22 protein-coding genes, 1 tRNA gene and 1 riboswitch are annotated in these 26,704 nt (G+C 63.2%); of the genes, 13 read left to right on the top strand and 10 right to left on the bottom strand.

Features of this window, described 5'->3' with window-relative positions:
- Nucleotides 1–311: 311 nt before the first annotated feature.
- From K663_RS15550 to K663_RS15540, 3 genes are all read left to right on the top strand, one after another.
- Nucleotides 312–2,606 carry a CDC48 family AAA ATPase gene (locus K663_RS15550; RefSeq protein ID WP_201026646.1) on the top strand — a complete coding sequence of 765 codons (2,295 nt, stop codon included), beginning with the start codon at nucleotides 312–314 and terminating at the stop codon, nucleotides 2,604–2,606.
- Nucleotides 2,607–2,757: 151 nt separating this feature from the next.
- Nucleotides 2,758–3,384 (top strand): class I SAM-dependent methyltransferase, encoded by a 627-nt coding sequence (locus tag K663_RS15545; protein WP_062119530.1) that lies wholly within the window; start codon nucleotides 2,758–2,760, stop codon nucleotides 3,382–3,384.
- A gap of 92 nt (nucleotides 3,385–3,476) precedes the next feature.
- Nucleotides 3,477–4,742, top strand: a complete 1,266-nt coding sequence (locus K663_RS15540; RefSeq protein ID WP_062119527.1) for a glutamate-5-semialdehyde dehydrogenase — start codon at nucleotides 3,477–3,479, stop codon at nucleotides 4,740–4,742.
- 109 nt (nucleotides 4,743–4,851) lie between these two features.
- On the opposite strand, the gene kdsA is transcribed toward K663_RS15540, so the two are convergent.
- Both kdsA and K663_RS15530 read right to left on the bottom strand, forming a co-directional pair.
- Nucleotides 4,852–5,673, bottom strand: a complete 822-nt coding sequence (gene kdsA, locus K663_RS15535; RefSeq protein WP_062121053.1) for a 3-deoxy-8-phosphooctulonate synthase — start codon at nucleotides 5,671–5,673, stop codon at nucleotides 4,852–4,854.
- 5 nt (nucleotides 5,674–5,678) lie between these two features.
- The gene (locus K663_RS15530) at nucleotides 5,679–5,972 is read right to left on the bottom strand and encodes a hypothetical protein (protein WP_062119524.1); all 294 of its coding nucleotides are present in this window, start codon (nucleotides 5,970–5,972) and stop codon (nucleotides 5,679–5,681) included.
- Between the two features lie 21 nt (nucleotides 5,973–5,993).
- Between K663_RS15530 and K663_RS15525 the strand changes: the two genes are divergently transcribed.
- Together K663_RS15525 and K663_RS15520 are read left to right on the top strand one after the other, a co-directional pair.
- The gene (locus K663_RS15525; protein WP_062119520.1) at nucleotides 5,994–7,121 is read left to right on the top strand and encodes a hypothetical protein; all 1,128 of its coding nucleotides are present in this window, start codon (nucleotides 5,994–5,996) and stop codon (nucleotides 7,119–7,121) included.
- Nucleotides 7,118–8,494, top strand: coding sequence for a cytochrome P450 (locus tag K663_RS15520; RefSeq protein ID WP_062119515.1), 1,377 nt, complete (start codon nucleotides 7,118–7,120; stop codon nucleotides 8,492–8,494). The genes K663_RS15525 and K663_RS15520 overlap by 4 nt, the downstream gene beginning before the upstream one ends.
- A 15-nt stretch (nucleotides 8,495–8,509) precedes the next feature.
- Here the strand turns inward: K663_RS15520 and K663_RS15515 are convergent, their stop codons facing one another.
- Both K663_RS15515 and K663_RS15510 read right to left on the bottom strand, forming a co-directional pair.
- Nucleotides 8,510–9,571, bottom strand: a complete 1,062-nt coding sequence (locus K663_RS15515) for a class I SAM-dependent methyltransferase (protein ID WP_062119511.1) — start codon at nucleotides 9,569–9,571, stop codon at nucleotides 8,510–8,512.
- A gap of 100 nt (nucleotides 9,572–9,671) precedes the next feature.
- Nucleotides 9,672–9,968, bottom strand: coding sequence for a hypothetical protein (locus K663_RS15510; protein ID WP_062119508.1), 297 nt, complete (start codon nucleotides 9,966–9,968; stop codon nucleotides 9,672–9,674).
- A gap of 79 nt (nucleotides 9,969–10,047) precedes the next feature.
- Nucleotides 10,048–10,158: riboswitch (TPP riboswitch) on the top strand.
- 52 nt (nucleotides 10,159–10,210) lie between these two features.
- Between K663_RS15510 and K663_RS15505 the strand changes: the two genes are divergently transcribed.
- The 7 genes from K663_RS15505 (at nucleotide 10,211) to K663_RS23925 (ending at nucleotide 16,465) form a co-directional block, all read left to right on the top strand.
- Entirely contained in the window at nucleotides 10,211–10,618 is a 408-nt protein-coding gene (locus tag K663_RS15505; RefSeq protein WP_062121051.1) for a DUF2065 family protein, read from the top strand.
- An 11-nt stretch (nucleotides 10,619–10,629) separates the two neighbouring features.
- Nucleotides 10,630–12,489: a phosphomethylpyrimidine synthase ThiC gene (thiC, locus tag K663_RS15500; protein WP_062119505.1), complete on the top strand. Its 1,860-nt coding sequence runs from the start codon at nucleotides 10,630–10,632 to the stop codon at nucleotides 12,487–12,489.
- 147 nt (nucleotides 12,490–12,636) lie between these two features.
- On the top strand, nucleotides 12,637–12,921 hold the full coding sequence (locus tag K663_RS15495; RefSeq protein ID WP_062119502.1) for a hypothetical protein: 285 nt from the start codon (nucleotides 12,637–12,639) through the stop codon (nucleotides 12,919–12,921).
- A gap of 57 nt (nucleotides 12,922–12,978) precedes the next feature.
- Nucleotides 12,979–14,079 carry a hypothetical protein gene (locus tag K663_RS15490; RefSeq protein ID WP_145902296.1) on the top strand — a complete coding sequence of 367 codons (1,101 nt, stop codon included), beginning with the start codon at nucleotides 12,979–12,981 and terminating at the stop codon, nucleotides 14,077–14,079.
- Nucleotides 14,066–15,130: a nucleotidyltransferase family protein gene (locus tag K663_RS15485; protein WP_062119493.1), complete on the top strand. Its 1,065-nt coding sequence runs from the start codon at nucleotides 14,066–14,068 to the stop codon at nucleotides 15,128–15,130. Before K663_RS15490 ends, K663_RS15485 begins: the two co-directional genes overlap by 14 nt.
- Nucleotides 15,131–15,224: 94 nt before the next feature.
- On the top strand, nucleotides 15,225–16,079 hold the full coding sequence (locus tag K663_RS15480) for a transglutaminase family protein (protein ID WP_062119490.1): 855 nt from the start codon (nucleotides 15,225–15,227) through the stop codon (nucleotides 16,077–16,079).
- Nucleotides 16,080–16,207: 128 nt separating this feature from the next.
- A complete protein-coding gene (locus tag K663_RS23925) occupies nucleotides 16,208–16,465 on the top strand; it encodes a hypothetical protein (RefSeq protein WP_145902295.1) in 258 nt (85 codons plus the stop codon).
- An 18-nt stretch (nucleotides 16,466–16,483) separates the two neighbouring features.
- On the opposite strand, the gene K663_RS15475 is transcribed toward K663_RS23925, so the two are convergent.
- The 3 genes from K663_RS15475 to K663_RS15465 form a co-directional block, all read right to left on the bottom strand.
- Nucleotides 16,484–16,852: a hypothetical protein gene (locus K663_RS15475; RefSeq protein ID WP_063619046.1), complete on the bottom strand. Its 369-nt coding sequence runs from the start codon at nucleotides 16,850–16,852 to the stop codon at nucleotides 16,484–16,486.
- Between the two features lie 39 nt (nucleotides 16,853–16,891).
- The gene (gene groL / locus K663_RS15470) at nucleotides 16,892–18,481 is read right to left on the bottom strand and encodes a chaperonin GroEL (RefSeq protein WP_062119487.1); all 1,590 of its coding nucleotides are present in this window, start codon (nucleotides 18,479–18,481) and stop codon (nucleotides 16,892–16,894) included.
- A 233-nt stretch (nucleotides 18,482–18,714) separates the two neighbouring features.
- Nucleotides 18,715–18,801, bottom strand: a tRNA-Leu gene (locus tag K663_RS15465).
- A 148-nt stretch (nucleotides 18,802–18,949) separates the two neighbouring features.
- Between K663_RS15465 and K663_RS15460 the strand changes: the two genes are divergently transcribed.
- On the top strand, nucleotides 18,950–19,423 hold the full coding sequence (locus K663_RS15460) for a hypothetical protein (RefSeq protein ID WP_062119484.1): 474 nt from the start codon (nucleotides 18,950–18,952) through the stop codon (nucleotides 19,421–19,423).
- Between the two features lie 94 nt (nucleotides 19,424–19,517).
- Here the strand turns inward: K663_RS15460 and gltB are convergent, their stop codons facing one another.
- From gltB to K663_RS15445, 3 genes are all read right to left on the bottom strand, one after another.
- Entirely contained in the window at nucleotides 19,518–24,056 is a 4,539-nt protein-coding gene (gltB, locus tag K663_RS15455; RefSeq protein WP_062119481.1) for a glutamate synthase large subunit, read from the bottom strand.
- 96 nt (nucleotides 24,057–24,152) lie between these two features.
- Complete coding sequence (locus K663_RS15450; RefSeq protein ID WP_062119478.1) at nucleotides 24,153–25,604, bottom strand: NAD(P)-dependent oxidoreductase; 1,452 nt, start codon at nucleotides 25,602–25,604, stop codon at nucleotides 24,153–24,155.
- 163 nt (nucleotides 25,605–25,767) lie between these two features.
- Nucleotides 25,768–26,577 (bottom strand): undecaprenyl-diphosphate phosphatase, encoded by an 810-nt coding sequence (locus tag K663_RS15445; protein ID WP_062119475.1) that lies wholly within the window; start codon nucleotides 26,575–26,577, stop codon nucleotides 25,768–25,770.
- Nucleotides 26,578–26,704 lie beyond the last annotated feature (127 nt).

Genomic DNA, 26,704 nt, shown 5'->3' with positions numbered 1-26,704 from the left:
TCTGCTGCGACGCGTCATCCGTTGGGGGACGGTGACGCATGATCCAGCACGTTATCATCTCTTTCCACCCAGCAGAAAATCGCGTCAACCGGCAAGATGCAAAATTTGCAACTCCTCAAATTCTTTCGCACTTGCGAAATTACATGCTGCGGCGCACATAGGAAAGGCCTTTCAGGCATCCTCTCCTAAAACTTTCCGGGCTGACCTTCGGGTCGGCCCTTTTTTTGTTTGGGCTTTCGTAATGGTCGGGCTCTTTCTTTGGCGTCTGACGTTTCCTATCTCGTTACGCAGTGACAAGAATGGGGATGGCAATGGCCGAACAGGACAGCCTGGAACGCAGGATTCAGGTCGCAAACGCGAGGCCGGAGGACGCGGGACGCGGGCTTGCGCGCATTCCGCTGGCGGTGATGGCGGAACTACAGCTGGCCGAAGGCGATGTGATCGAGATCGTTGGCAAACGGTCCACGTCCGCGCGGGTGGTCCGCCCCTACAAGGAAGATGAAGGGTTGGATGTGCTGCGCCTGGATGGCCTGCAGCGTGCCAATGCCGGGGTAGGATCAGGCGACTTCGTCCATGTCAGCAAGGTCGAGCCACGCCCGGCCCAGCGCGTCGTATTCGCACCTGCACAAAATAATCTGCGGCTCCAGGGCAACCCCGACGCACTGAAACGCGTCTTTTTTCAGCGGCCCCTGGCGGCCGGTGACATCGTCGCGACCGCCGGGCAGCAGCAAGTGCCGCCGGGCGACATGCCGCCCCAGTTGCGCCAGATGCTGGCGGCGCCCGCCTATGCGCTCCAGGAAATCCGGCTTGTCGTCGTGTCCACCCTGCCCAAGGGCGTGGTCCAGATCGATGCGGACACCGAAATCGAGCTGCGCGCCGAATATGAGGAGCCGCGCGAGCTTCGGCGGGCCGATGTCACCTATGACGATGTCGGCGGCATGGCCGAGGCGATCGACCAGTTGCGTGAGATGGTGGAATTGCCGCTGCGCTATCCCGAACTGTTCGAGCGGCTGGGCGTCGATCCGCCCAAGGGGGTGCTGCTCCATGGCCCGCCGGGAACCGGCAAGACGCGGCTGGCGCGTGCTGTCGCCAATGAATCGGAGGCGGAGTTCTTCCTGATCAACGGCCCCGAGATCATGGGTTCGGCCTATGGCGAGTCCGAAAAGCAGCTGCGCGAGATATTTGAGGCGGCGACGAAATCCTCGCCCTCGATCCTGTTCATCGACGAGATCGATTCCATCGCACCCAAGCGCGGCAATGTGACCGGAGAGACGGAAAAGCGGCTGGTAGCCCAGTTGCTGACCCTGATGGACGGGCTGGAGCCGCGCACCAATCTGGTCGTCATCGCCGCCACGAACCGGCCCGAAGCCATAGACGAGGCGCTGCGGCGGCCGGGCCGTTTCGACCGTGAAATCATTGTCGGCGTACCGGACGAGCGCGGGCGGCGCGAGATCATGGGCATCCATACGCGCGGCATGCCGCTCGACGAGCGCGTCGACCTGAGCGAACTGGCGCGGATGACCTATGGCTTTGTCGGCGCCGACCTGGCTGCGCTGACCCGCGAGGCGGCGATCGAAACGGTGCGCCGCTTCATGCCGCGCCTGAACCTTGAGGAAGGGACGATCCCGCCCGACGTGCTGGAGGAATTGTCCGTCACGCGCGAGGATTTCATGGCCGCGATCAAGCGGGTGCAGCCGTCCGCGATGCGCGAGGTCATGGTGCAGGCGCCCAATATCGGCTGGGCCGACATTGGCGGCCTGGACGACGCGCAGATGCGCCTGAAGGAAGGGGTGGAACTGCCGCTGAAGGATCCGGACGCTTTCCGCCGGCTGGGTATTCGCCCGGCCAAGGGCTTCCTGCTTTATGGTCCGCCCGGCACCGGCAAGACGCTGCTCGCCAAGGCGGTCGCGCGCGAGGCGCAGGCGAACTTCATCGCGACCAAGTCGAGCGACCTGCTGTCCAAATGGTATGGCGAGAGCGAGCAACAGATCGCCCGCCTGTTCGCGCGCGCGCGGCAGGTAGCGCCGACCGTCATCTTCATCGACGAACTGGACAGCCTGGTCCCCGTCCGTGGTGGCGGTCTGGGCGAACCGGCGGTGACGGAGCGGGTGGTGAACACCATCCTCGCGGAAATGGACGGCTTGGAAGAGTTGCAGTCGGTGATCGTCATCGGCGCGACCAACCGGCCGACGCTGATCGACCCCGCGCTGTTGCGGCCGGGGCGGTTCGACGAGCTGATCTACGTCCCCGTGCCTGACAAGGCTGGGCGCAGGCGCATCCTGGCGATCCATACCGGCAAGATGCCGCTGGCCGATGATGTCGATCTGGACGATCTGGCCGAGCGGACGGAACGGTTCACCGGCGCTGACCTTGAGGATCTGGTGCGTCGCGCCGGTTTGGTCGCGCTGCGCCAGTCGCTATCGGTCGAGAAGGTCGGGCATGCGCATTTCGAAGCCGCGATGGAGGAAACCCGTGCGTCCGTCACGCCGGAAATGGAGCGGGAATATGAACAGATCCAGACCCAGCTGAAGCAGAGCGCGATGCGCGTCGAACCGATCGGTTTCGTGTCTCCGGACATGTTGCGATCGCGGGAACGGCAATCTTAACAAGGGCTAGTGGATTGCGGATTGAACCGGTCTGCATATCCGCGCGTTCGTTACCGCAGGCCGGGCGTGCGCCCGGCCTGCGTGCAAAGCGGCTTGCAAGACTTGCCGATATTTGCAACGCCCTGACGAGATGGCAAACAGGCGAGTATTGATGGCCTCCATTCCCCTGAAGAAAAAAGCAGACCCCGCCTCGTTCCTGGGCCAGTGGAGCATGTTCTTCCGCCAGTTCGTGAAGCATCCGGGAATGATCGGATCGGTCATTCCCTCTTCCGCCGCGCTGGTGAACAGCATGCTGGATCGTGTCGATTGGCAACGGACGCGGCTGTTCGTTGAATATGGTCCCGGCGTGGGCACATTCACCCGGCCGATCCTGGAGCGGATGCATCCCGATGCGACCTTGCTGGCCATCGACCTCAACCTGGATTTCGTCGCCTGGCTGGAAGCGCAGATCGATGATCCCCGGCTGCGTGTCGTCAATGGGTCGGCGGCCGATGTGCGCCGCTTCATCACCGAATCAGGGCACCAGCAGGCCGATTACATCCTTTCGGGCATTCCTTTTTCGACCCTGCCGGACGGGGTGGGGGAATTTATCTGCGCAGAGACGCAGCGCGCGATCCGGCCGGGGGGCGAATTTCTGGTCTATCAATATTCAGCCTATGTTCGGCGGCTGCTCACAGAACAGTTCAACGAGATTGTCGAGCGGGTGGAGTGGCGCAATATCCCGCCCTGCCGCATGTTCAGGGCGCTGAAGGCGGAGCGCCTCGCACAGGCGGCTTGACCGGCGTGGCGGCAGGCCATGGCCCTGCCGCCCGCACGGGTTCGCATGGCCCGGCTTTCATGCTAAGGGCGCGGGCGAAAGGCCTGACTATCATGAACGACCTCACCCAGACTCCCGAAATGCTGATTGCGACCATGGGCGCGCGTGCGCGTTCTGCTGCCGCAACATTGGTGAGCGCAAGCGACGCGCAGAAGATCGATGCGCTGCGCCGTGCCGCTCAAGCGTTGCGCGATCAGGCGCCGCAGATCATCGCCGCCAATGCGCGTGACATGGACAATGCGGTCGCAAACGGCCTGTCGCCAGCGCTGCTGGACCGGTTGCGGCTGGACGAGGACCGGGTTCTGGCGACGGCTGCGGGCGTCGATCAGGTGGCGAGCCTCGTCAATCCGCTGGGCAGCGTGATCGACACGCAGGTGCGTCCCAATGGCATGGAGTTGAGCCGGGTGCGCGTGCCGCTGGGCGTGATCGGCATCATCTATGAAAGCCGTCCCAATGTGACCGCCGATGCGGCTGCACTGTGCCTGCGCGCAGGCAATGCCGTGATCCTGCGCGGCGGCAGCGAAGCGAAGGAAAGCAACCGGGCGATCCATGCCGCCATGGCGGAGGGTATCGCCGCCGCTGGCCTGCCCGCAGACGCGGTGCAGCTGGTCCCGACGACCGACCGTGCGGCTGTGGGCGCGCTGCTGAAAGCCGCCGAGTTCATCGACCTGATCGTGCCGCGCGGTGGCAAGAGCCTGGTCGCCCGCGTGCAGGAAGAAGCGCGCGTGCCGGTTCTCGCGCATCTCGACGGCATCAACCACAGCTATGTCGATGGCGCGGCCGACCCTGACATGGCGGTCAAGCTGGTGGTCAACGCCAAGATGCGCCGTACCGGCATTTGCGGCGCGACCGAAACCGTGCTGATCGACAAGGCGTTCGGCCAGGCGCCTGCGATCGTGAAGGCGCTGCTCGACGCCAAGTGCGAAGTGCGCGGCGACGAAGCCGTGCGGGCGATGGACAGCCGCGTTACCGCTGCGTCCGACGAGGACTGGGACACCGAATATCTCGACGCCATCGTGTCGGTTCGGATCGTCGATGGGATGGACGAAGCGCTGTCCCATATCGCGGCCCATGCCAGCCATCATACCGATGCGATCATTACGGAGGATGCGGGCAAGGCCGAGCGCTTCCTGAACGCGGTCGATAGCGCGATCGTCATGTGGAATGCTTCGACGCAGTTCGCCGATGGCGGCGAGTTCGGGCTGGGCGCGGAAATCGGCATTTCCACCGGCCGACTGCATGCGCGTGGGCCGGTCGCCCTGGAAGGGTTGACTACCTACAAGTGGTTGGTGCGTGGGACGGGGCAGACGCGGCCGTAAACATCTTGCGATACCCATTCCCCCGTTCGGGCTGAGCCTGTCGAAGCCGCTCTTTTTGCAAAGAGAAGTGAAGCCCTTCGACAAGCTCAGGGCGAACGGAGGGGAGGAATTACCCCTTCACCACCGCATCAATAGCCTTCAGCTTTTCCAGCATCGGCCCGACCCACGCAATTGGCAGCATGACCGGGCCGTCGGACGGCGCCTGATCGGGATCGTCATGGGCTTCGGCAAAGATCGCCGCGACGCCTGCGGCCACGGCGCTGCGCGCGAGTAGCGGCGCATATTCGCGCTGCCCGCCCGATGCCGATCCCAGCCCGCCGGGTTGCTGCACCGAATGGGTGGCGTCGAACACGACCGGATAGCCGGTCTGCGCCATCACCGGCAGCGAACGCATGTCGCTGACCAATGTGTTGTAGCCGAAACTCGCGCCGCGTTCGGTGAGCAGGATGCGATCATTGCCGGTGGACGCGACCTTTTGCGCGACGGCGGCCATGTCCCAGGGGGCGAGGAACTGGCCCTTCTTCACATTGACGACCGCGCCCGTCTTCCCCGCGGCCAGCAACAGGTCGGTCTGGCGGCAGAGGAAGGCGGGTATTTGCAGGATGTCGACCGCCTGCGCGGCTGCTTCGACCTGTCCCGCCTCATGCACGTCGGTCAGCACGGGGCAACCGAACTGCGCCTTCACCTCTGCCAGTATCGCAAGCCCAGCATCGATGCCGACGCCGCGTTGCCCCGAAACGGACGTCCGGTTCGCCTTGTCGAACGAGGATTTGAAGATGAAGGGCACGCCAGCCGCTGCCGCGATGCCGCACAGCCGGTCCGCCATCATCATGACATGATCGCGGCTTTCGATCTGGCAGGGGCCGGAAATCAGGACGAAGGGCAGGTCGTTGCCGATCGTCACCGATCCGATGGAAACATGTTTGATCATCGCGCTCACTTCGGCGCTTTTGCAAAACGGCGCAAGAGTTGCCCGCGCCACAGCCCCTTGCCGGGGTGATAGTTCCAGCAGAACCAGCCAAAGGCCAGGCAGGCGAGTAGGGACGGCAGCGCCATCGGGTCGCCATTGTCCCGCATGTGCCGGTAAAAGGCGAAGTCCGCCCGCCACCGGTCCCGCTCGCCGCCGCCGCCATTGATGCCATAGGCATTGTCATGGCGCCGACAGCCGATGTTTCGGTTGTATTTGCGGTGGTCTATGAAATAGCAGTAATCGCGTTCGGGTGTCGTCATGGCCCGATGTGGACGGGGGCCATGGAAAAGTTCAAGCGTAAAGTCTTCTACCTTGGCGGTTTCGATCCGCGCGGGGTGCGTTTCTATCACCAGCTGTATCGCGAGCAGGCCGAGAAATATGCGCGCCTTTCGGGTGAGCAGGTGGACGTGAGCGCGCGCCGTTCCGGCCCGGCCTCGTCCGCGTGCTGGACCATCACCAACCACAGCGCAGGGGTCGAAACCGACTATGAATTCCTCCGCTGGGAGGATCTGGTCGGCAAGGTGTGGGTGCGCAATCCGCTGGCGCTCGCCTGGCGGTCCATCGCCACCTACAGCGCCCATGCCCGGCACATGCAGTTCCTGCGGATGCGCAGGCTGCGGCCGGGGCCGGTCATCACTATCCTTTACCCGCCGCTGCTGGCCGTGCTGATCCCGCTGGCGCTGGCGCTGGTTCCGGCGCTACTGCTGTCGCTCGTGCTGCCCGCCTGGATCGCCGCGCTCGTCGGCATCGGGGTGAGCGTGCTTTTCTCGGGCCGCTTGCTGAACAAGCTGATCGTGCCGTGGCTGCTGCGCTTCATGTATTATAACCACAGCGTCGCGGCGCGGGGGCCGGGGGCGGAAATGGATGCCCGGCTCGACCAGTTCGCCGCCCGGATCGCCGAAGAGATGGACGGCCCCTATGACGAAGTCGTCTTTGCGTCGCACAGCAACGGCACCATCTATGCGATGAGCGTGCTGCGTCGCATCTTCGATCTGCGGGAAGGCAAGCCGTTGCCCGACAGGTTCATCGTGCTGACGCTGGGGCAGGTCGTGCCCGTCATCGCATTGCGCAAGGACGCCCGCTGGTATCATGAGGATCTGAAGGCGCTGGACGACAAGGCGTTTCGCTTGATTGACTTTTCCGCCCCGGCCGATGGCGCGGCCTATCATGGCGTTCACCCCGTCCGGCTGGTTTCCGACCGTTGCGTGGCGCGGGTGGAACTGCTTTCGCCGCGCTTCCACGTCTTTTACGACCCGGAAAATTATAATAGCGGCTGGTCGAACAAATATGAGGCGCATTTCGATTATCTGCGCGTAGGCGATCGCCTGTCGCCGGTGGACTATGTCAGCCTGACCGCTGGCCGTCGCACCATCGATGAAGCCTTGGCGCAGTTCAGGGCCATATCGTGACCGAACCTTTCACCCCGCCCTATCCCCAGCCACCCCGCACCCGTCGCGGCCTGATCAAGCGATTCCTGCGCGGCTGGCACAGCTGGATCCATGTGCTGTTCGAGAAAAGCTATACGATGAAGCTGGGCGAAATCCGCATGCCCGGCCAGACCATGTATATCGCCAACGAGCTGTCCCTGGTGGACAGGATATTGCGCGGCGGCACGGCCTTTCCCAAGCATCGCGAACTGGTTCGCAACCTGTCGCCGCTGATCGGCAACAGCGTCTTTTCCGCCAATGGCGAGGATTGGGAAAGCCAGCGCGCGATGGTGAACCCCGCCTTTGCGCACACCGCGCTCAATCGTTCCATGCCGTTGATGGTGGCGGCGGCGGACGATCTGCTCGCTCGCATCGACGCGGCCGACCGCCGCAGACCCGTCGATATCGACCCGATGATGACCCATGTCGCGGCCGACATCATATTCCGCACGCTCTTTTCCGAAGCGCTGGATGAGCACCGCTCCAACATCATCCACAACGCCTTCGGCAAGTTCCAGCGCTTCGCCCACAGCGCCTCCATGCTGCGCCTCTATGGCGCGCCCGCGCGCTGGTTTGAAACGCGGTCGCTGAAACCGGCAAAGGCGATCCATGATGTGTTCCGTCCCATCGTGGAGGCCCGCTACGAGGGATATCACGGGCGCGGCGAAGCCCCGCATCGCGACATCCTCCAGTCGCTTATCGAGGCGAAGCATCCCGACAGCGGGGAACCCTTCACCCTGCAACAGGTGATGGATCAGGTTTCGACCGTGTTCCTCGCGGGCCATGAAACGTCCGCCAGCACGATGACCTGGGCGCTCTACATGCTTGCTGAATGTCCGCACATCCAGACCGCCGCTCGCGCCGAAGTTGCCGGGATAGCAGGTGACGCGCCTCTTGCGGCGTCGATGCTCAAGGACATGGGGGCGATCCGCAACATCTTCCGGGAAACGCTGCGGCTATATCCGCCGGTCGCCTTCTTCCCGCGCGAAGTCACCTGCCCCATGCCGATGCGCGACAAGCAATTGGAAGAAGGCGCGATGCTGGTGGTTGCGCCCTGGCTGACGCAGCGGAACAAGGACAATTGGGCCTGCCCGCACAGCTTCGATCCCGATCGTTTCGATGATCCCGCCAATGCGGAGATGGTGAAACAGGCCTGGTTCCCCTTTGGCCGGGGCCCGCGCGTGTGCGTCGGTGCCGGTTTTGCCCAGCAGGAGGTGATGACCGTGATCGCCAGCGTGGTGCGGCGCTATCGCCTGTCCGTGCCTGACGGCTTCAAGCCCGAACCGATCAGCCGCCTGACGATCCGGCCGAGGACGGGGATGAAGCTGATGTTCGAGGGGGTTTCGGCCCCGTGAGCGAAGCGGGGGCGGTTAGCGCGCCTCCAGTACCATGTTGAAGGGGCCCTCCGTCGCACGTCTCACCCGGCTGAACCCGCCGTCGCGCAAGACAGCGGTCAGCTTTGCTTCCCCGGCCTGCGCGCCGAGCGCGGCACCCACCTCCTGATCCAGCGACGTCGGTACGCAGATCATCGTGGACGCATTGTAATAGAGCCGACCTACCGGATTGAAATTGTCTTCCGGCCGGTCTCCTGCGATCGGTTCGACGATCATCCAGCTTCCGTCCGGCGCCAGGATCTCCCGCATATGCTCGGCGCACCCGCGCGGATCGCCCATGTCGTGCAGGCAGTCATACATGGTGACGAGATCGAAATCACGGCCTGGAACCTCCTTCGCGGTCGCCACCTCGAACTGGACTCGGTCCTCGAGCCCATGCGCCTGCGCATGATGCCGCGCTTCCTCGATCGACGGCTCGTGGAAGTCGTAGCCGGTGAATCGGCTTTCCGGATAAGCCTCCGCCATTAGCAGCGTCGAAAAGCCAACGCCGCAGCCAACATCGGCGACCTTCGCGCCCGTCCGAAGCTTCGCCTCGACGCCGTCCAGCGCGGGGATCCAATTCTGGACGATGTTGTTGACATAGCCGGGCCGGAAAAAGGCCCCCGTCGCGCAAAAGAGGCAGCCGGCATGATCTCCCCAGCGGACGCCCGTCCCGTGTCGGAAGCATTCCTCGACCTTTGTTTCGGCTTCGATCATGGCTGCGACCATTTCGAAGGCCGCGACCAGATATACCGGACTATCGGCATGATGGAACACCATCGCCTGCTCGGGCGACAGGCTGAACCGGTCCGTGGTCGGGTCGAAATCTATATAGCCGTTCGCCGCCTGCGCCAACGCCCATTCCCGCACGTAGCGCTCGTGCAGCCCGCCGGCTCGCTGCGCCAGATTGGCGGCGGTAGCGGGCTCTTTTGCCAGCGCGTCGAACAGCCCCAGCCTGACGCCAATTCGCACCGTGGGTACGCTCATCGCGCCGCCCAGGTCGCCCAGCATCTTTCCCACAAACTCGTGCAGTTTCACTTCGTCGATCGGTGCGGACATGGCTGCGCTCCTCTCGTCAGACGCCCGACTCCAAGGTCGGCCGCTCGCGGGCGAGAAAATAGCATATCGATCGAGATCGCGCGACGGCGATGGTCCTCGCTCAGCCCTTTATGCGTGTCACCATCTGCTGCCCGGCAAGTCGTTGTCGTGTATAGCGCCGCTTCAACAAGACGCTCACAACCAATAACGGCACGGCCGCTATGATGCACAAGGCTCCCAGCATCGGCGGCCAGAGCCCGAACAGGCTGTGTACATCCAGCGCGAATGGCGTCAGCAGCAGGAGGAATCCCGCCGTCAGCAGCCACAGCCCCCAGCGGCGGGGCCGCACCGCGACCATGCGCATTTCGTGGCGATGCGCCTTGCGCCCTTCCTTGGTGGACAGGTCATGATGCTTCATCGCTGCCATAAAGCGGAAAAGCGCCCTGCCTGTCCAGCGCCACAACGGGGTGGCGCGGGCATTGCATTTGGGCTATCGAGGGGCATCCCCGGGGGACCGCTCACAAGCGGTTGAGAGGCAGCTGATGTGGCTGCGACCCGCTGAACCTGATCCGGCTAAAACCGGCGTAGGAAGGGACGGCTTGTCAGAGGCAGTCCGACCATCCCGCGCCACGTGCGATGAAGAGGAGGACGGAACTGCCGATGGACACGATTTCCGTCCTTACCCTGCGTCTTGCCGAAGTGATCGGCCTCTACATGGTCGTGATGGGCGTGGGCGGCCTCGCCGCGCCCCATCGCTGGCGCGCCATGATGGACGATCTGGAGCGGTCGCCGGGGCTCGTCATGGCGCTGGGCTTTCCGGTGTTTGCGATCGGCGCGGCGCTGGTGCTTATCCACGATATCTGGACCGACCCGCTGGCCATCGTCGTGACGCTGATCGGCTATGTCGCGTTGGTCAAAGGCGCGCTGCTGCTTGCCGTTCCCGGTCCGCTCGTCAAGCTGGGGCGCTGGTCACTCAACTTCACCCGTGCATGGGCGATCATTTCGATTCTGCTCGGCATCCTCCTGTTTCTCGCCGGTCTTACGGGCCGCGCGACCGTCATCGCCTGAAAGGAAAACCCATGGCCGACATTCCCGCCCGCACCGAAATGCGCGTTACCACTGGTCCCATTCGCGGATCCCGCAAGATCCATGTCGGTCCGCTGAAGGTCGCCATGCGCGAGATCGACCTGGAGCCGGGCAGCGGCGAAGCGCCGGTCCGCGTCTATGACACGTCCGGCCCCTATACCGATCCCGATGCACGCATCGACATCATGGCGGGCCTGCCTGCGCTGCGCCGTGACTGGATCATGAGACGGGGCGATGTAGAGGAATATGACGCGCGAGCGACCAAGCCCGAGGATAATGGCCTCAAAGGCCCCGATCGCAGCGGCGGCGTCCAGCCTTTTCCGCATACCATCCAGCGGCCGCTGCGCGCCAAGCCGGGCATGAACGTGTCGCAGATGCACTACGCCCGCCAGGGCATCATCACCCCGGAAATGGAATATGTCGCCGAGCGTGAGAATCTGGGCCGCGCCCGTCTGGCCGAATATGTGCGTGACGGTCAGGATTGGGGCGCGGAAATCCCTGATTATGTGACGCCCGAGTTCGTCCGCGACGAGATCGCGCGTGGCCGGGCAATCATCCCCAACAACATCAACCACCCGGAATCGGAGCCGATGGCGATCGGTCGCAATTTCCTGGTGAAGATCAACGCCAATATCGGCAACAGCGCCGTTGCATCGGACGTCGCGAGCGAAGTCGACAAGCTGGTCTGGTCGATCCGCTGGGGCGCGGACACGGTGATGGACCTGTCCACCGGCCGCAACATTCACGACACGCGCGAATGGATCATGCGCAACTCGCCCGTGCCCATCGGCACCGTGCCCATCTATCAGGCGCTGGAAAAGGTCGGCGGCATTGCCGAGGAACTGACCTGGGAAATCTTCCGCGACACGTTGATCGAGCAGGCCGAACAGGGCGTCGATTATTTCACCATCCATGCGGGCGTGCGCCTGCCCTATATCCCGATGACCGCCAAGCGCGTCACCGGCATCGTCTCGCGCGGCGGGTCGATCATGGCGAAATGGTGCCTCGCCCATCACAAGGAATCGTTCCTCTACGAGCATTTCGATGAGATCACCGAGATCATGAAGGCCTATGACATCGCCTACTCGCTGGGCGATGGCCTGCGTCCCGGATCGATCGCGGACGCCAATGACGAAGCGCAGTTCGCCGAACTCTATACGCTGGGCGAACTGACCAAGCGCGCCTGGGAACAGGATGTGCAGGTGATGATCGAAGGGCCGGGCCACGTGCCCATGCACAAGATCAAGCAAAATATGGACAAGCAGCTGGAGGCATGCGGCGAGGCGCCTTTCTATACGCTTGGCCCCCTCACCACCGACATCGCGCCGGGCTATGACCATATCACCAGCGGCATCGGCGCGGCGATGATCGGCTGGTACGGCACGGCGATGCTTTGCTATGTGACGCCAAAGGAGCATCTGGGCCTGCCGGATCGTGACGATGTGAAGGTCGGCGTGGTGACCTACAAGCTCGCCGCCCATGCCGCCGACCTTGCCAAGGGGCATCCGGCGGCCAAGGTTCGCGACGACGCATTGAGCCGCGCGCGCTTTGAATTCCGTTGGCGCGACCAGTTCAACCTGTCGCTCGACCCCGACACGGCGGAGAAATATCACGACCAGACGCTCCCTGCGGAAGGCGCGAAGTCCGCGCATTTCTGTTCCATGTGCGGACCCAAATTCTGCTCGATGAAGATCACGCAGGAAGTGCGTGATTTTGCCGCAAAGCAGAACCAGCCCGCCGACAACTTCATCGCGGCGGAGGATGCGGAAAAGGGGATGGCGGAGATGAGCGAAATCTTCCGCCAGACGGGCAGCGAACTTTACATGGGCGCTGGCGACCGGGAGCATGACTGAGCACTGACAAGGCGGTGGGCTGGCGTGGCGATGATGCTGACGCCGGCTCGTTTCCTCTTATACCTTCTGATATACTCCGCCATAGCAGTGCACGCTTGGCAGGACTGATGATAATTTGAGCCAACCCTGAAAAAGAGGAGGCTACCCTTGTCTGAGGAACCTGCCATTCTGTCTGCGGTCGAAGACCGGCGTCGCTTCTTGAAGAGCTGTGGCCGTTTCGCTGCGACTGTTCCGCCCGCGATGACGATCATGTTATCCACGTCCCTGTCATCGGCAGCGATCGCGGCTTCGGGCGGCGGCGGTGGCGGCGGACCCAAGGGCAATAATGGCGTCGGAAACGGCCCCGATCCGCAGCCTCCGGGCAACCCGCCGATCAATGACGGACCTGGCACCGGCCCCGGTAGTCCGGGCAACAGGGGCGGGGCGCACTAAGCTGGGCTTCAACGGCGAAACGGTTGTGCGCGTGGTTCCCGTAACGGGGTTGAACTGATGTTGCGCCTGACCCCCGGGACATCGATGACGTTCATCGACGACCAGCCGGTGATCGTGTCCCGGTGCCGCCATGCCCTTTTCGAGTTGAACCAGATCGCCGGTTATATCGGGTGCCGCCTGGAAGATGGCGTGAGCCTGCCTCAGCTTGCGCAGGAGGTCGTCGAGCGCGGGTTCACCCCCGCCTCGGCGATGCTCCAGACTGTACTGGCGGACTGGTCCCAATCGGGACTGGTGCATGCCACCGACCGACCGCCTGCATCCGATCCCATCCTGATCCAGTCCGTGACGCTAGGCGGGCGGAGCTTCTCGCTGCGCTACCATGATCAGGCGTTGGTCGATCATGTCGCCCCGCTTTTCGCGCATCTGCAGGCGGAATGGCCGGATGGGCCGGTCGATAATGTCTATCATCTCTGGTCCACCCACAGCCTGTGCCTGTTCAGCCGCGATCCAGGCCATGCGTCCGTGCTGCAGCTCAACCAGGCCGGTACGATCGTCAAGGCGCGGGTCATTCAGGACGTCATCCAAGACGCGCGCTGGAGCCTTGCGCTTCATGCCGGCTGTGTGAGCCGCAACGGCCGAATGCTGCTGCTGACGGGTCATCCGGGCGCGGGCAAGACGACGCTGACATCCTGGCTGCTGAAAAGCGACTTCGCCTATCATGGTGACGACATCGCTATGCTGGACCGCGACGGCCGGGTCCAGGGGCTGCCCTTCATGCCCACGGTGAAGTCGGGCGCATGGCCGATGATGGCGTCGCGCTATCCGGGGCGTCTTCAACCCAGGATCCATTGGCGTCCCGACGGCCGGCGGGTGCGCTACCTTGGCTTGCCGTCGCCCGTGGACCAGGGGCCGCTACCGGTCGGCTGGATCGTCAAGCTGCGGCGGAGAAAGGGCGCGCGCGCACAATTGACGCCCCAGCAACCGATGGCGATTATCAGGCATCTTCTGTCCGAAGCGGCGTCGGCCAGCGGTGAGGTCGATCGCCCCGCGCTCGACGCGTTGATCGGCGCCGTCAGCGGGGCGCGAAGCTGCGAACTGCATTATGACGATCTGGACGAGGCGGCGGCATTGCTGGGCGCATTTTGTGGCCCGGCTTGATCATCTTCATGGTCTGCTTGCCTGCCTGCGCGGAGACACGCCTGCCGCCGCTGATTGGTCGGCCATCATCGGGCTGGCCAACAAGACGCTGTGCAGTCCCACTGTCTCGGCCCGGCTGAGCGATGCCGGGCGGCTGGCCGAATTGCCCGCCGACGTCCGCATTTTCCTGTCCGAGATGGAAAGGCGCAATGCCGAGCGTAATGAGCGCCTGCTGAGCCAGCTTGATGAGGCGGCGGCGGTGATGAATGCCCGTGAGGTCCGCCCCATATTATTGAAGGGTACGGCCTGGCTCGCTCATGCCCCGCCGCAGGAGCGATCGGCGCGAATGCTGGCCGACATCGACCTGATGGTCGCGGTCGATCGCTTCGGCGATGTGATCGATCAGTTGTGCAGCATAGGCTATCGCCTCGAAGCGCCGGTCGTTCACGCGGGTGTCCCGGCAGTCCTGTCGCGACCGCAGGACGCGGCGACGATCGACCTTCATTGCGAATATGGCAGCCTCAGCACGCTATTCTATCTGTTTGATGATCTGGCAGGGAACGCGACCGAAGTGGCGCTGCCCGGCAGCAGGGTCCTGCTGCCGTCTCCGGTTGCTTGCACCGCGATCCTGCTGCTCCACGACCAGCTCAAGGGCCGTGATTATCTGCGGGGCCGGATCGACCTGCGCCATCTTGTCGATATCCAGTCGTTCGCCGCCGACTTTAGTGAAGCGGAGTGGGCAGAGCTGAACCACCTGTTCGGATCGGCCTACGCGCGCAACGCGATGCGCACGCAACTGCTGACGGCACGCAGGTTGCTGGGCATGGCCGTGCCCCGAGCGATGACGCGCGGCGTCCGGCCATGGCTGCAATATCGGCGGCGGCTGATCCAGCTGAGATGGCCGGGCATGGCGCCACTTCTGACGCTGCTGTCGCTGATGGACCCCTGTTATCTTTCTGCGAGACGCGCGGCGCGGCGGCAGGGCAGGGCAGGCCCTATGATAGGGATGGGCCTGCCCCGGCGTGACAGTGTGGAGCGGCTCTTCCTGCGCAATGAACTGGGCAAGATTTGATTGTGGGGTTTAACCGCAGGGCCACCCCGCAGCCGAATATCTTGCGAAACGACGAGCGTTGCCCCCGCGCGCCGTGATGGCGCGTTAGGAGGTCATGAAACTTCGCATCCGTCACGAGACGACTTATCGCTACCGGAACCCGGTGGAACTGGAAACGCATCGGCTCATGCTCATGCCGCGCAATTCCCATGACCTGCGGATTTTGTCGAACTCGGTTCGTATCGCCCCGCACGCAGAGGTGGAATGGACGCAGGATGTGTTCGGCAATCTGGTCGCCACCGCACATTTTTCGGAGCGTACGAGCCAGCTTTGCATTTCCACCGATATCCTGGTCGAGCAACATGCGCCTGCCTGGCCAGTCTTCCGGATCGCCCCGGTCGCTCATTCCTATCCATTCCGATATTCGGACGAAGAAATTGCCGATCTCGGCGCGCACGTGAAAACCCAATATCCCGACGATGGCGGGAGATTCGATAAATGGGTTCAGGGCTTTGTGTACGGGACGGTCACCGACACCCTGTCTCTCCTCAAGGACGTCAACACAGGGATAGGGGATGCGATCGCCTATCGGATCCGGGACGAGGCCGGAACGCAGGCTCCACTGGAAACCCTGTCCCTGGGGAGCGGCTCGTGCAGGGACATGGCGGCGCTGTTCATCGATGCGGTTCGTCATCTGGGCTTCGGCGCCCGCGCGGTGTCGGGCTATCTATATGATCCCGATCAGCCCGTGTCCGATCCGGGATCAACCCACGCCTGGGCGGAGGTCTATCTTCCTTCGGCAGGCTGGATCGCGTTTGATCCGACGCACCGGCGCGTCGGATCGGCCAACCTCATCGGCGTGGCGGTCGGCCGGTGCAACAAGCAGATCATGCCGGTCGCCGGCGGATTCATCGGGGCGGCTGATGATTTTATCGATATGGATGTCCGCGTGAGTGTTGCTTCAGCCTGAAGGGCGTGCGCAAGCGGTTATCTTTTGACCGATGGCAGGCGCGCCGTCCGCCGTGATGTGCTATACGGGATTATTCCGGTTCGCTTCATCCAGACCAGGCCGGGGCTGAGAGACATAGGCGCTCCCGTTTGGCGAGGAGCGTGAAATGTCGGCAGCACAATATCCCGATCCACCTTGTCATTGGCCATGAAGACCAGCGGCGCTCAGTTGAAAAGGCGGGCTGCGCAACCCGCGTCCAACGAAAAGGAATAGTGATTATGGCCAAAGGTCAGAAAAAATCGAACCGCGAAGTGCGCAAACCCAAGGCGGAAAAGCCCCGGAAGCAGAATGCATCCAATCCTTCGCAAAAGCCCGGCGTGGTGAGCCTCGTCACCCTGAAAAGCTGAACCGGACGGTCCTACATGCTACCCTGTTGGGGGCCTGTTGCGGACCCACAGGGAAACCCATCGCGGATGACGTAGGGACGCTTCCTGGGAGGGAGCGGCCTGTGCTGATGCCGCCTCGGGCGTCGGCGTCGTCGGTAGCGCAGCCTGTCGATCGCGCTCCAGCGCCGCAGCGAGATCCGCCGGGTCAATCGAGTGATGCTCGGTGACGGATCCTTTCCGGACACGGAGCGTCGTCGCCGTTCGGCGAAAGGCCGTATGCGCGGCCCCCTCCAGCATCTCCTCGTCGGTTTCCACTTCATAGGAACCGGCGGGCAGAGGTTCATCAAAGCCGATCAGGCGAAACGGCGCGGCGAAAGTTACCGACTTGCGCGTGGTACGTACCGTCATGATGCATCCTTCCCGGCGCCGCGCATTTTGATGAAAATGTCAGGCATCATCGCCCGTTTCGGCAATCGCAACCTCGGTGGTGATCAGCAGTCCTGCGATGGACGCTGCGTCCTGCAAGGCGGTGCGCACGACTTTTGTGGGGTCGATGACGCCTGACTGGAACAGGTTTTCATACTGTTCTGTCTGGGCGTTGAATCCCAGATTCTCATCCCCTCCGTCTAGTAACCGGCCAGCGACCACCCCGCCGTCGAAACCCGCATTCGCGGCGATCTGCCGAACCGGCGCCTGCAACGCGCGGTGGATGATGTCGATGCCGCGCCGCTGATCGTCATTAAGAGGGCTTATCCCCGCCAAGGCCTTCGACGCATAGAGCAAGGCGGTGCCACCGCCCGGCAACACCCCTTCCTCGACCGCCGCGCGGGTCGCGTGCAGGGCGTCCTCGACGCGGTCCTTCCTTTCCCTGACTTCCACTTCAGACGCGCCGCCGACCTTGATGACGGCGACCCCGCCGGCCAGCTTGGCCAGCCGCTCCTGGAGCTTTTCCTTGTCATAATCACTGGTCGTGGCTTCGATCTGCGCCCGGATCGCGTCCACGCGGCCGCGAATGGCGTCGGCATCGCCTGCGCCATGGACGATGGTGGTCGTATCCTTCGTGATCGATACGCGCCTGGCGGTTCCCAGCATGTCGAGCGTGACATTCGCCAGCTTGATGCCCAGATCCTGGGTCACGACGCTGCTTGCGGTCAGGATGGCCAGATCCTCAAGCATCGCCTTGCGACGATCGCCAAAGCCCGGCGCCTTGACCGCCGCGACCTTCAACCCGCCGCGCAGGTTATTGACCACCAGGGTCGATAACGCATCGCCTTCGATATCCTCGGCGATGACGAGCAGCGATCGATGCGCCTTGGCCACTGCCTCCAGGATCGGCAGCAGCGCCTGCACGTCCCCCATCTTCTTTTCATGGAGCAGGATGTAGGGATCCTCCATCTCGACGATCATCTTCTCGTGGTTGGTCACGAAATGGGGCGACAGATAGCCACGGTCGAACTGCATGCCCTCGACGACATCAAGCTCGAACTCGATCCCGGCCGCTTCCTCGATCGTGATCACGCCTTCCTTGCCGACCCTTTCCATCGCCTCGGCGATCCTGGTGCCGACAATCTCGTCGCCATTGGCCGAAACGATGCCGACCTGCGCGATCTCCTGATTGTTCGAAACGGGCTTGGACCGCGCCTTTAGCTCGGTCACGACGGCGGCTACGGCCAGGTCGATGCCGCGCTTGAGGTCCATCGGATCGACCCCGGCTGCCACCGATTTCATGCCTTCCTGCACGATTGCCTGCGCCAGCACGGTTGCCGTGGTGGTGCCGTCGCCTGCATGATCATGCGCCCTGGATGCCACCGCGCGGATCATCTGGGCGCCCATATTCTCGAACCTGTCCTTCAGCTCGATCTCCTTGGCGACGGTAACGCCATCCTTGGTGATGCGGGGCGCGCCGAAGTTCTTGTCGATGAGAATATTGCGCCCCTTGGGGCCGAGCGTCACGCGCACTGCATTGGCCAGGATATCGACACCGCGCGCGATGCCTTCGCGCGCCTCATGCGCGAATTTCACCTTTTTGGCTGTCATGGCTTTGGTTCACTTTGCTGTTGCTGGGCCGCGACGAGATCGTCGCTTTCACAAGCAGGAGCCAGCGCTGCCAATTTGCGAGTTAGCACTCCCTGGGGAATGCCTATGCCTCTCATATGCGCCTTGCCGGGGAGGATAACAAGCTGGACGCCTGCGGGTCCATCAAGGGTGCCGGAAGTGGGGCATTCACAATGCCGGAGCCCGAAGGCAAAATCAGTTTGTCAGAGACTGAATGGTGCGGTCGAGAAGACTCGAACTTCCACGGCCTTTCGGCCACAACGACCTCAACGTTGCGCGTCTACCAATTCCGCCACGACCGCACATTTTCCGGGAACCGGCGGGGCCGGTGCCTTGGTAGGAGCCGGCCCTTAGCAAAGGGTTCGGACCCATGCAACAACCGATCTTCATGCGCGTTTGTTTTGCCGAAGACGCAAATGAACACGGCGCGCCAAAGAAGGAGCAGGTCGCATGTCTCCCCGTTTCTGGTTGTTCAGCATGGCAAGTGCAGGGGCCGCCCTGGCGGGCGGGCTGGGGCTTGGCATGTACGCGACGACTTCGCCGCGTGTCGCGTTCACCGATGCCGCCACGCCCTATTCCGACGATCAGGAGAGTGTGGCGCAGCCTGAACCGGCCGCTTTGAACGGTCCTGTCGAAATCACATGCAAGGGCTGCGGTCCGACGCTGGCGGATCGGCAGATGGCGGCCATGATGGGCAGTGGGTGGAGCGGTTATGACGATCCCGTTGTGCGCGACTATATGGCGCAGGATTATGAAATAAGCGAAGTCGCGCCGGTTGTGGCCGAGGAAGCGCGGCCCATGCCTGTTCGGCAGTTGCCGGCCAATATCGAACGCTTTGCCGCTGGCGAGGTGAACGTGCCGGTACAGATGGTTCAGCAGAGCCTTGCCGCAGATGCAGCGCCGCTCAACGGCGGATCTTACTGACGCTGGACGGAGGGCCGCTATCGGGAAGTGGTTTCCCTGACCTATTAGAGAAAATGGGAGCAAGGCGTTCTGCCTCGCTCCCATTTTCATCATCTTATTCCGCCGCAACGACTTCCGCAGGGGCGTCGCTCAACGGGTGGGTCAGCCGGTTGATCATTTCCTTCGGGCAGACCTGCCAGAAGTAACGGCGCCAGCGATCCCAATCGTCCAGTATGGTGTTCGACCATTTGCTGTCGGTCGTCACCGCATGCTCGGCGATCAGCGCCTTGAGCTGGGCTTCCCAATGGGCGCTTTCCAGCCGCTGCCAGACGATGCTTTCCGGGTTGGCGCGCCGTTCAAAGCTGCCATCCTCGTCCAGGATGAAGGCCATGCCGCCGGTCATGCCCGCGCCGAAGTTGGCGCCGGTCCTGCCCAGGATCACCGCCGTCCCGCCCGTCATATATTCGCAGCCATTGGCGCCGCAGCCTTCCACGACCACCTGCGCGCCCGAATTGCGGACGGCGAAGCGTTCGCCCGCCTGGCCCGCCGCGAACAGCTTGCCCGCCGTCGCGCCGTACAGGACGGTGTTGCCGATGATCGTGTTGTCCTTGCTCGACAGTGGCGATGACACGGTCGTACGCACGACGATGGTGCCGCCCGACAGGCCCTTGCCCACATAGTCGTTGGCGTCGCCAAAGACTTCCAGCGTGATGCCCTTGCACAGGAACGCGCCCAGCGACTGGCCCGCAGAGCCGCGCAGACGCACGGTCAGATGCCCGTCCGCCAGCGTGGACATGCCGAACCGCTCTGTCACGGCAGCGGACAGGCGGGTGCCGACGGCGCGATGCGTGTTGCGCACCGTGTAGGTCAGCTGCATCTTTTCGCCACGTTCGAACACCGCCTTGGCATCGCGCATCATCTGCGCGTCCAGGCTGTCAGGCACCTCGTTGCGCCATTCGGTCAGGCTGAAGCGCCGCTGTTCGTCGGGCGCATCCACCTTGGCCAGGATGGGATTGAGGTCCAGATCGTCCAGATGCTCCGCGCCTCGATTGACCTGCTTGAGCAGTTCGGTGCGGCCGATCACTTCGTCCAGGCTGCGATAGCCCAGCCGCGCCAGGATTTCGCGCACTTCCTCGGCGATGAAGGTCATCAGGTTGATGACCTTTTCCGGCGTGCCAGTGAACTTCTGGCGCAGCTTTTCGTCCTGCACGCAAACGCCCACGGGGCAGGTGTTGCTGTGGCACTGGCGCACCATGATGCAGCCCATGGCCACCAGCGACAGCGTGCCGATGCCATATTCCTCCGCACCCAGGATCGCGGCGATCACGATGTCGCGCCCGGTCTTGAGGCCGCCATCGGTGCGTAATTTGACGCGATGGCGCAGGCCGTTGAGCGTCAACACCTGATTGGCTTCGGACAGGCCCATTTCCCAAGGCGTACCGGCATATTTGATCGACGTCTGCGGCGACGCGCCAGTGCCGCCGACATGGCCAGCGATCAGGATGACGTCGGCATGCGCCTTCGCCACGCCCGCCGCGACCGTGCCGATGCCTGCCTGGCTGACCAGCTTGACGCACACTCGCGCGCGCGGGTTGATCATCTTGCAGTCGTAGATGAGCTGCGCGAGATCCTCGATCGAATAGATGTCATGATGCGGTGGCGGCGAGATCAGCGTCACGCCGGGCGTCGAATGCCGCAGCTTGGCGATGAACTCGGTCACCTTGAAACCGGGCAGCTGGCCGCCTTCGCCAGGCTTGGCGCCCTGTGCGACCTTGATCTCGATTTCCTCGGCGCTGCCCAGATATTCGGCATGGACGCCAAAGCGGCCCGACGCGATCTGCTTGATCACGCTGTTCGCATTGTCGCCATTTTCATAGGGCTTGAAGCGGTTTGCGTCCTCGCCGCCTTCACCCGACACGGCCTTCGCGCCGATGCGGTTCATCGCGATCGCCAGCGTCTCATGCGCTTCGGGCGACAGAGCGCCCAGCGACATGCCTGGCGTCACGAAGCGCTTGCGGATTTCCGTGGTCGCCTCGACCTCGTCGATCGGCACGGCTTCGCGGGCGAAGTTGAACTCCAGCAGGTCGCGCAGATAGACCGGCGGCAAATCGCGCACGCCGCGCGCGAATTGCAGATAGGTCGAATAGCTGTCCGTGCCGACCGCCGTCTGTAGAAGGTGCATGAGCTGCGCGGAATAGGCGTGGGTTTCCCCGCCATTGCGCTGGCGATAGAAGCCGCCGATCGGCAAACGCACGGCCGCGCTGTCATAGGCCGCCTCATGGCGCAGCTTCGCGCTGTAATGGAGCGAGGCATAGCCTTCGCCCGAAATCTTCGCGGGCATGCCGGGGAAGAGATCGTTGACGAGCGCGCGGGACAGGCCGACTGCTTCGAAATTATAGCCGCCCCGATAGCTGCTGATGACCGCGATGCCCATCTTGGACATGATCTTCAGCAGGCCTTCGTTGACGGCGATGCGGAACCGTTCGAAACACTCGTCCAGCGACAGATCGCCGAACAGACCGCGCGCATGGCGGTCCGCGATGCTCGCTTCGGCGAGATAGGCGTTGACCGTGGTCGCGCCGACGCCGATCAGCACCGCGAAATAATGCGTGTCCAGCGCTTCGGCGCAGCGCACGTTGATCGACGCATAGCTGCGCAGCCCCTTGCGGACGAGATGCGTATGCACCGCCGCCGCCGCCAGCACGCCTGCAATGGCGATCCGGTCGGCATCGACATGCTCGTCGGTCAGGAAGATTTCGGTCCGGCCTTCGCGCACGGCCTGCTCGGCTTCCTCGCGGATGCGGGCGATTGCCGCGCGCAGCTGTTCCTGCCCGCCCTCTGCCGGGAATGTGCAGTCGATTTCCGCCACGGCCGGGCCGAAATGCGCTTTCAGCCGCGCCCATTCGGCCGAGACGAGCACCGGGGAGTTCAGCACCAGCACATGGCTGTTCTGGGTATCCTGCTCCAGGATATTGTGCAGGTTCGAGAACCGCGTGCGCAGGCTCATCACATGCCGTTCGCGCAAGCTGTCGATCGGCGGGTTGGTGACCTGGCTGAAATTCTGGCGGAAGAAGTGGCTGACCGTGCGCGGCTTGTCGGAAATGACGGCCAGCGGCGTGTCGTCGCCCATCGAACCGATGGCTTCCTTCGCATCCTCGACCATCGGTGCGAGGATCAGTTCCATATCCTCCAGCGTCAGGTTCGCCGCGACCTGGCGGCGCGTCAGCTCTGCCTTGTCCCAGGCAGGCAGGGCGCTTTCCGCCTGCGGCAGATCGCCGACCGTCATGAAGTCCTTGATCAGTTCGGCATAGGGCCGCTCACTTGCGATCTGGTCCTTGATGGCGCGATCGTCGTAGATCTCGCCTTCCTGCAGATCGACGGCGATCATCTGGCCGGGGCCCATGCGGCCCTTCTTGACGATGGTGGTTTCGGGCACCACGACCATGCCGGTTTCCGACCCCACGATCAGCAGGTTGTCGCCCGTCAGCGTGTAGCGCAGCGGACGCAGCGCGTTGCGGTCAACGCCCGCCACGACCCAGCGGCCATCCGTCATCGCGAGCGCGGCGGGGCCATCCCACGGCTCCATCACGGATGCGAGATATTCGTACATATCGACATGCGACTGCGGCGTTTCGTTCGCCGCCGCCTGCCATGCCTCGGGCACCAGCATCAGCTTTGCCGTGGGCGCGTCGCGGCCCGAGCGGCAGATCGCCTCGAACACGGCGTCCAGCGCAGCGGTATCCGACGCGCCAGCCGGGATCACCGGCTTGATGTCCTCCGACTGCTCGCCGAAGGCGAGGCTGGCCATCTTGATCTCGTGGCTCTTCATCCAGTTCTTGTTGCCGCGGATCGTGTTGATCTCGCCATTATGCGCCAGCGTGCGGAACGGCTGGGCCAGCCACCATTGCGGGAAGGTGTTGGTCGAATAACGCTGGTGGAATATCGCCACGCGGCTTTCGAACCGCTCATCCTGAAGGTCGGGGTAAAAGACCGACAGCGATTCGGCGAGGAACAGGCCCTTGTAGATGATCGACCGGCAGCTCAGCGAGCAGATATAGAAATCCTGGATCTGCGCGGCGATGACCTTCTTCTCGATCCGGCGGCGGATGAGGTAGAGATCCTTTTCGAACTCGGCGATGTCGCGTTCTTCGGGCATCGGCCCGGCGATCATGATCTGCTCGATCTCTGGACGGGTGCGCTGTGCCTTCTCGCCGATGACGGAGACATCGACGGGCACCTGGCGCCAGCCATAGATGGTGTAGCCCGCGTCGATGATCTCGCTTTCGACGATGGTCCGGCAGTTCTCCTGCGCCGACAGGTCCGTGCGCGGCAGGAAGATCATGCCGACCGCAAGCCGGTTGGGCAGGGGCTTGTGGCCAGAGTCCGCAATGGCGTCGTCGAAGAAGCGCACCGGCAGGTCGACATGGATGCCCGCGCCGTCGCCCGTCTTGCCATCGGCATCGACGGCGCCACGGTGCCACACGGCCTTCAGCGCATCGATCGCCGAAGCGACGACACGGCGGCTTGGGCGGCCGTCAGTAGCGGCGACGAGGCCCACGCCACAGGCGTCGCCTTCCATCTCCGGATGATACATGCCCTCGGCGGCAAGGCGCGCGCGCTCTTCCGGGCTCGCCATATAGGGGGTGTTGGCCATGAATGCCTCCTCGTCAAATCCGTCGGTTCGAGCCTGTCTCGATTTGCTGTGCCACGTTCTCGACAAGCTCGAACCGAACGGGCTGAATGGGTAGTTTTAGGCCGCGACTTTCTGGCCCGCCGCCGCCTTGGCCTTCGCCTTGAGGTAGCGGTGCATATGCTCGGTCACGTCGCGCCCGTCGCGGATCGCCCAGACGACCAGCGACGCGCCGCGCACGATGTCGCCAGCGGCGAACACGCCGTCCATCGACGTCATCATCGTCTTGTGATCGACGCGCAGCGTGCCCCAACGGGTGACCGACAGGTCTTCAGCGCCGAACATTTTGGGCAGTTCTTCGGGGTCATAGCCCAGCGCCTTGATGACGAGATCGGCCTCCAGCGTATATTCCGTGCCCGGATCGGGTTCGGGCGCACGGCGACCGGAAGCGTCGGGCTGACCCAGGCGCATCTTCGTCACCTTGACGCCGGACACATGTTCCGTGCCCTCGAACGCGATGGGTGCGGAAAGCCAGACGAACTCGACGCCTTCCTCCTCGGCATTCTGCACTTCGCGTTGCGATCCGGGCATATTGTCGCGGTCGCGGCGATAGAGGCACTTCACGGAAGTCGCGCCCTGGCGGATGGCGGTGCGGACGCAGTCCATCGCGGTGTCGCCGCCGCCGATCACGACGACCTTCTTGCCGTTGGCATGCAGCGTGCCATCCTCATGTTCCGGCACTGCGTCGCCAAATCCGGCCTTGTTCGACGCGGTCAGGAAATCGAGCGCCTTGACGACACCGGCAGCACCGACGCCGGGAGCCTTGATGTCGCGCGGCTTGTACACGCCGGTCGCGATCAGGATCGCGTCGTGCCGTGTCCGCAACTCTTCAAGCGACGCGTCGCGCCCGACCTCGAACCCTTCATGGAAGACGATGCCGCCATCCTTCAGGCGCTGGACGCGACGCATGACAACGTCCTTTTCCAGCTTGAAGCCGGGGATGCCATAGGTCAGCAGCCCGCCCGCGCGGTCGTGCCGGTCATAGACATGCACTTCATATCCAGCCACGCGCAGATATTCGGCGGTGGTGAGACCGGCAGGCCCTGCACCGATGACGCCGACCGACTGGCCGAGCGGCTTGCCGGGGACGAGCGGCTCGACCCAGCCTTCCTTCCAGGCGGTGTCGGTGATGAACTTTTCCACGCTGCCGATGGTGACGGCGCCGTGACCGGAAAATTCGATGACGCAATTGCCTTCGCACAGGCGATCCTGCGGGCAGATGCGGCCGCAGATTTCCGGCATGGTGCTGGTCAGGTTGGACAGCTCATAGGCTTCTCGCAACCGCCCCTCCGCCGTCAGGCGCAGCCAGTCGGGAATATGGTTGTGCAGCGGGCAATGCGTTGAACAATAGGGGACGCCGCACTGCGAACAGCGCGAAGACTGTTCTTCCGCGCGTTCCAGCAGAAAGCTGCGGCTGATTTCCATGAAATCGTCCGCGCGATCATCCGCCGAACGCTTCTCGGGATAGGCTTGGCCCGTTCCCACGAATTTCAGCATTGGATTGTCAGCCATGATGAGTCCCTAAAATGATTTCAGGGGGTCCATAGCAGAAAAACCCGCAGAGTCACGTGGATTCTGGCATTTAAGACAGCCAATATGACCTAATTATAAATGATTTTCCACCCGCTTCGTCGTTGGAGCAATGGCTTTGGGCCAATTTAGTCCCTATTCGGACCTAACGTGCCCACAGCCATGCCAGCGCCCCGACTCCGGCGATGATGCGATACCAGGCAAATGGCGCGAAGCCGTGGCGCGACACCAGGCCGACAAACCAGCGGATCACCAACAGCGCGACAATGAAGGAGACTGCAAAGCCCAACAATATGCTGTCCCATCCGACCGCTGACGATGTGATCTGATCGCCCTTTTTCAGCAGTTCCAGGGTGGTGGCGCCCAACATGGTGGGAATGGCGAGGAAAAAGCTGAATTCGGCGGCGGTCCGCCGCTCGACGCCCAGAGCCAGCGCGCCCATGATCGTCGCACCCGATCGGCTGACGCCGGGAATCATCGAAATGCATTGGATAAGGCCGATGCCCACCACGCGCGCGACCGGAATGTCGGCGATGCCGTGAAAGCGGCCAGCCTTGATCATCCGTTCGAGCAGGAGGATCGCCACGCCCCCCGCGATCAGCGCCCATGCCACCACATGCGGCGCTCCCAGCAACACTTCGATATAATCGTGAAGCGCCAGGCCGATGACGGCCGATGGGATGAAGGCGATCACCAGATTGCGCAGGAAACGCCAGCTGGTGGCATTGCGGTGCAGCAGCCCCATGCCTACCGCCCAGAAAGTGCGCCAATAAAGGACGACCACCGCCAGGATCGCTCCCAGTTGGATGATCACATTGAACATCGCCCAGACCGACGCGTCATATCCCAGCAGCTCGCTCGCCAGGATGAGGTGACCGGTCGAGGATACCGGCAGAAATTCGGTCAGCCCCTCGACTATGCCAAGCAGGATGACCGTCAGATAATGTAGATCCATCGGGCGGCTAAGGTCCTCGGCAAGAGAAAGAAAACCGCCCCGGACGGGTTGGGCGCGGCATTGGAGAGCCTATTGTGCAGAAGCGAAGGACGCGCGCAATGCCGCGCCTGTTCTTCGACCGCGCCAT

It is taken from the genome of Sphingobium sp. MI1205, assembly GCF_001563285.1.
Classification (GTDB): domain Bacteria; phylum Pseudomonadota; class Alphaproteobacteria; order Sphingomonadales; family Sphingomonadaceae; genus Sphingobium.
This window is presented reverse-complemented; position numbering and strand designations above follow the sequence as displayed.

Excerpts from the sequence above, each read along its gene's own strand:
- K663_RS15550 (WP_201026646.1), top strand. The coding sequence starts at position 312 with ATGGCCGAACAGGACAGCCTGGAACGCAGGATTCAGGTCGCAAACGCG.
- K663_RS15545 (WP_062119530.1), top strand. The coding sequence starts at position 2,758 with ATGGCCTCCATTCCCCTGAAGAAAAAAGCAGACCCCGCCTCGTTCCTG.
- K663_RS15540 (WP_062119527.1), top strand. The coding sequence starts at position 3,477 with ATGAACGACCTCACCCAGACTCCCGAAATGCTGATTGCGACCATGGGC.
- kdsA (WP_062121053.1), bottom strand. The coding sequence starts at position 5,673 with ATGATCAAACATGTTTCCATCGGATCGGTGACGATCGGCAACGACCTG.
- K663_RS15530 (WP_062119524.1), bottom strand. The coding sequence starts at position 5,972 with ATGACGACACCCGAACGCGATTACTGCTATTTCATAGACCACCGCAAA.
- K663_RS15525 (WP_062119520.1), top strand. The coding sequence starts at position 5,994 with ATGGAAAAGTTCAAGCGTAAAGTCTTCTACCTTGGCGGTTTCGATCCG.
- K663_RS15515 (WP_062119511.1), bottom strand. The coding sequence starts at position 9,571 with ATGTCCGCACCGATCGACGAAGTGAAACTGCACGAGTTTGTGGGAAAG.
- K663_RS15510 (WP_062119508.1), bottom strand. The coding sequence starts at position 9,968 with ATGAAGCATCATGACCTGTCCACCAAGGAAGGGCGCAAGGCGCATCGC.
- K663_RS15505 (WP_062121051.1), top strand. The coding sequence starts at position 10,211 with ATGGACACGATTTCCGTCCTTACCCTGCGTCTTGCCGAAGTGATCGGC.
- thiC (WP_062119505.1), top strand. The coding sequence starts at position 10,630 with ATGGCCGACATTCCCGCCCGCACCGAAATGCGCGTTACCACTGGTCCC.
- K663_RS15490 (WP_145902296.1), top strand. The coding sequence starts at position 12,979 with ATGTTGCGCCTGACCCCCGGGACATCGATGACGTTCATCGACGACCAG.
- K663_RS15480 (WP_062119490.1), top strand. The coding sequence starts at position 15,225 with ATGAAACTTCGCATCCGTCACGAGACGACTTATCGCTACCGGAACCCG.
- K663_RS15475 (WP_063619046.1), bottom strand. The coding sequence starts at position 16,852 with ATGACGGTACGTACCACGCGCAAGTCGGTAACTTTCGCCGCGCCGTTT.
- groL (WP_062119487.1), bottom strand. The coding sequence starts at position 18,481 with ATGACAGCCAAAAAGGTGAAATTCGCGCATGAGGCGCGCGAAGGCATC.
- K663_RS15460 (WP_062119484.1), top strand. The coding sequence starts at position 18,950 with ATGTCTCCCCGTTTCTGGTTGTTCAGCATGGCAAGTGCAGGGGCCGCC.
- gltB (WP_062119481.1), bottom strand. The coding sequence starts at position 24,056 with ATGGCCAACACCCCCTATATGGCGAGCCCGGAAGAGCGCGCGCGCCTT.
- K663_RS15450 (WP_062119478.1), bottom strand. The coding sequence starts at position 25,604 with ATGGCTGACAATCCAATGCTGAAATTCGTGGGAACGGGCCAAGCCTAT.
- K663_RS15445 (WP_062119475.1), bottom strand. The coding sequence starts at position 26,577 with ATGGATCTACATTATCTGACGGTCATCCTGCTTGGCATAGTCGAGGGG.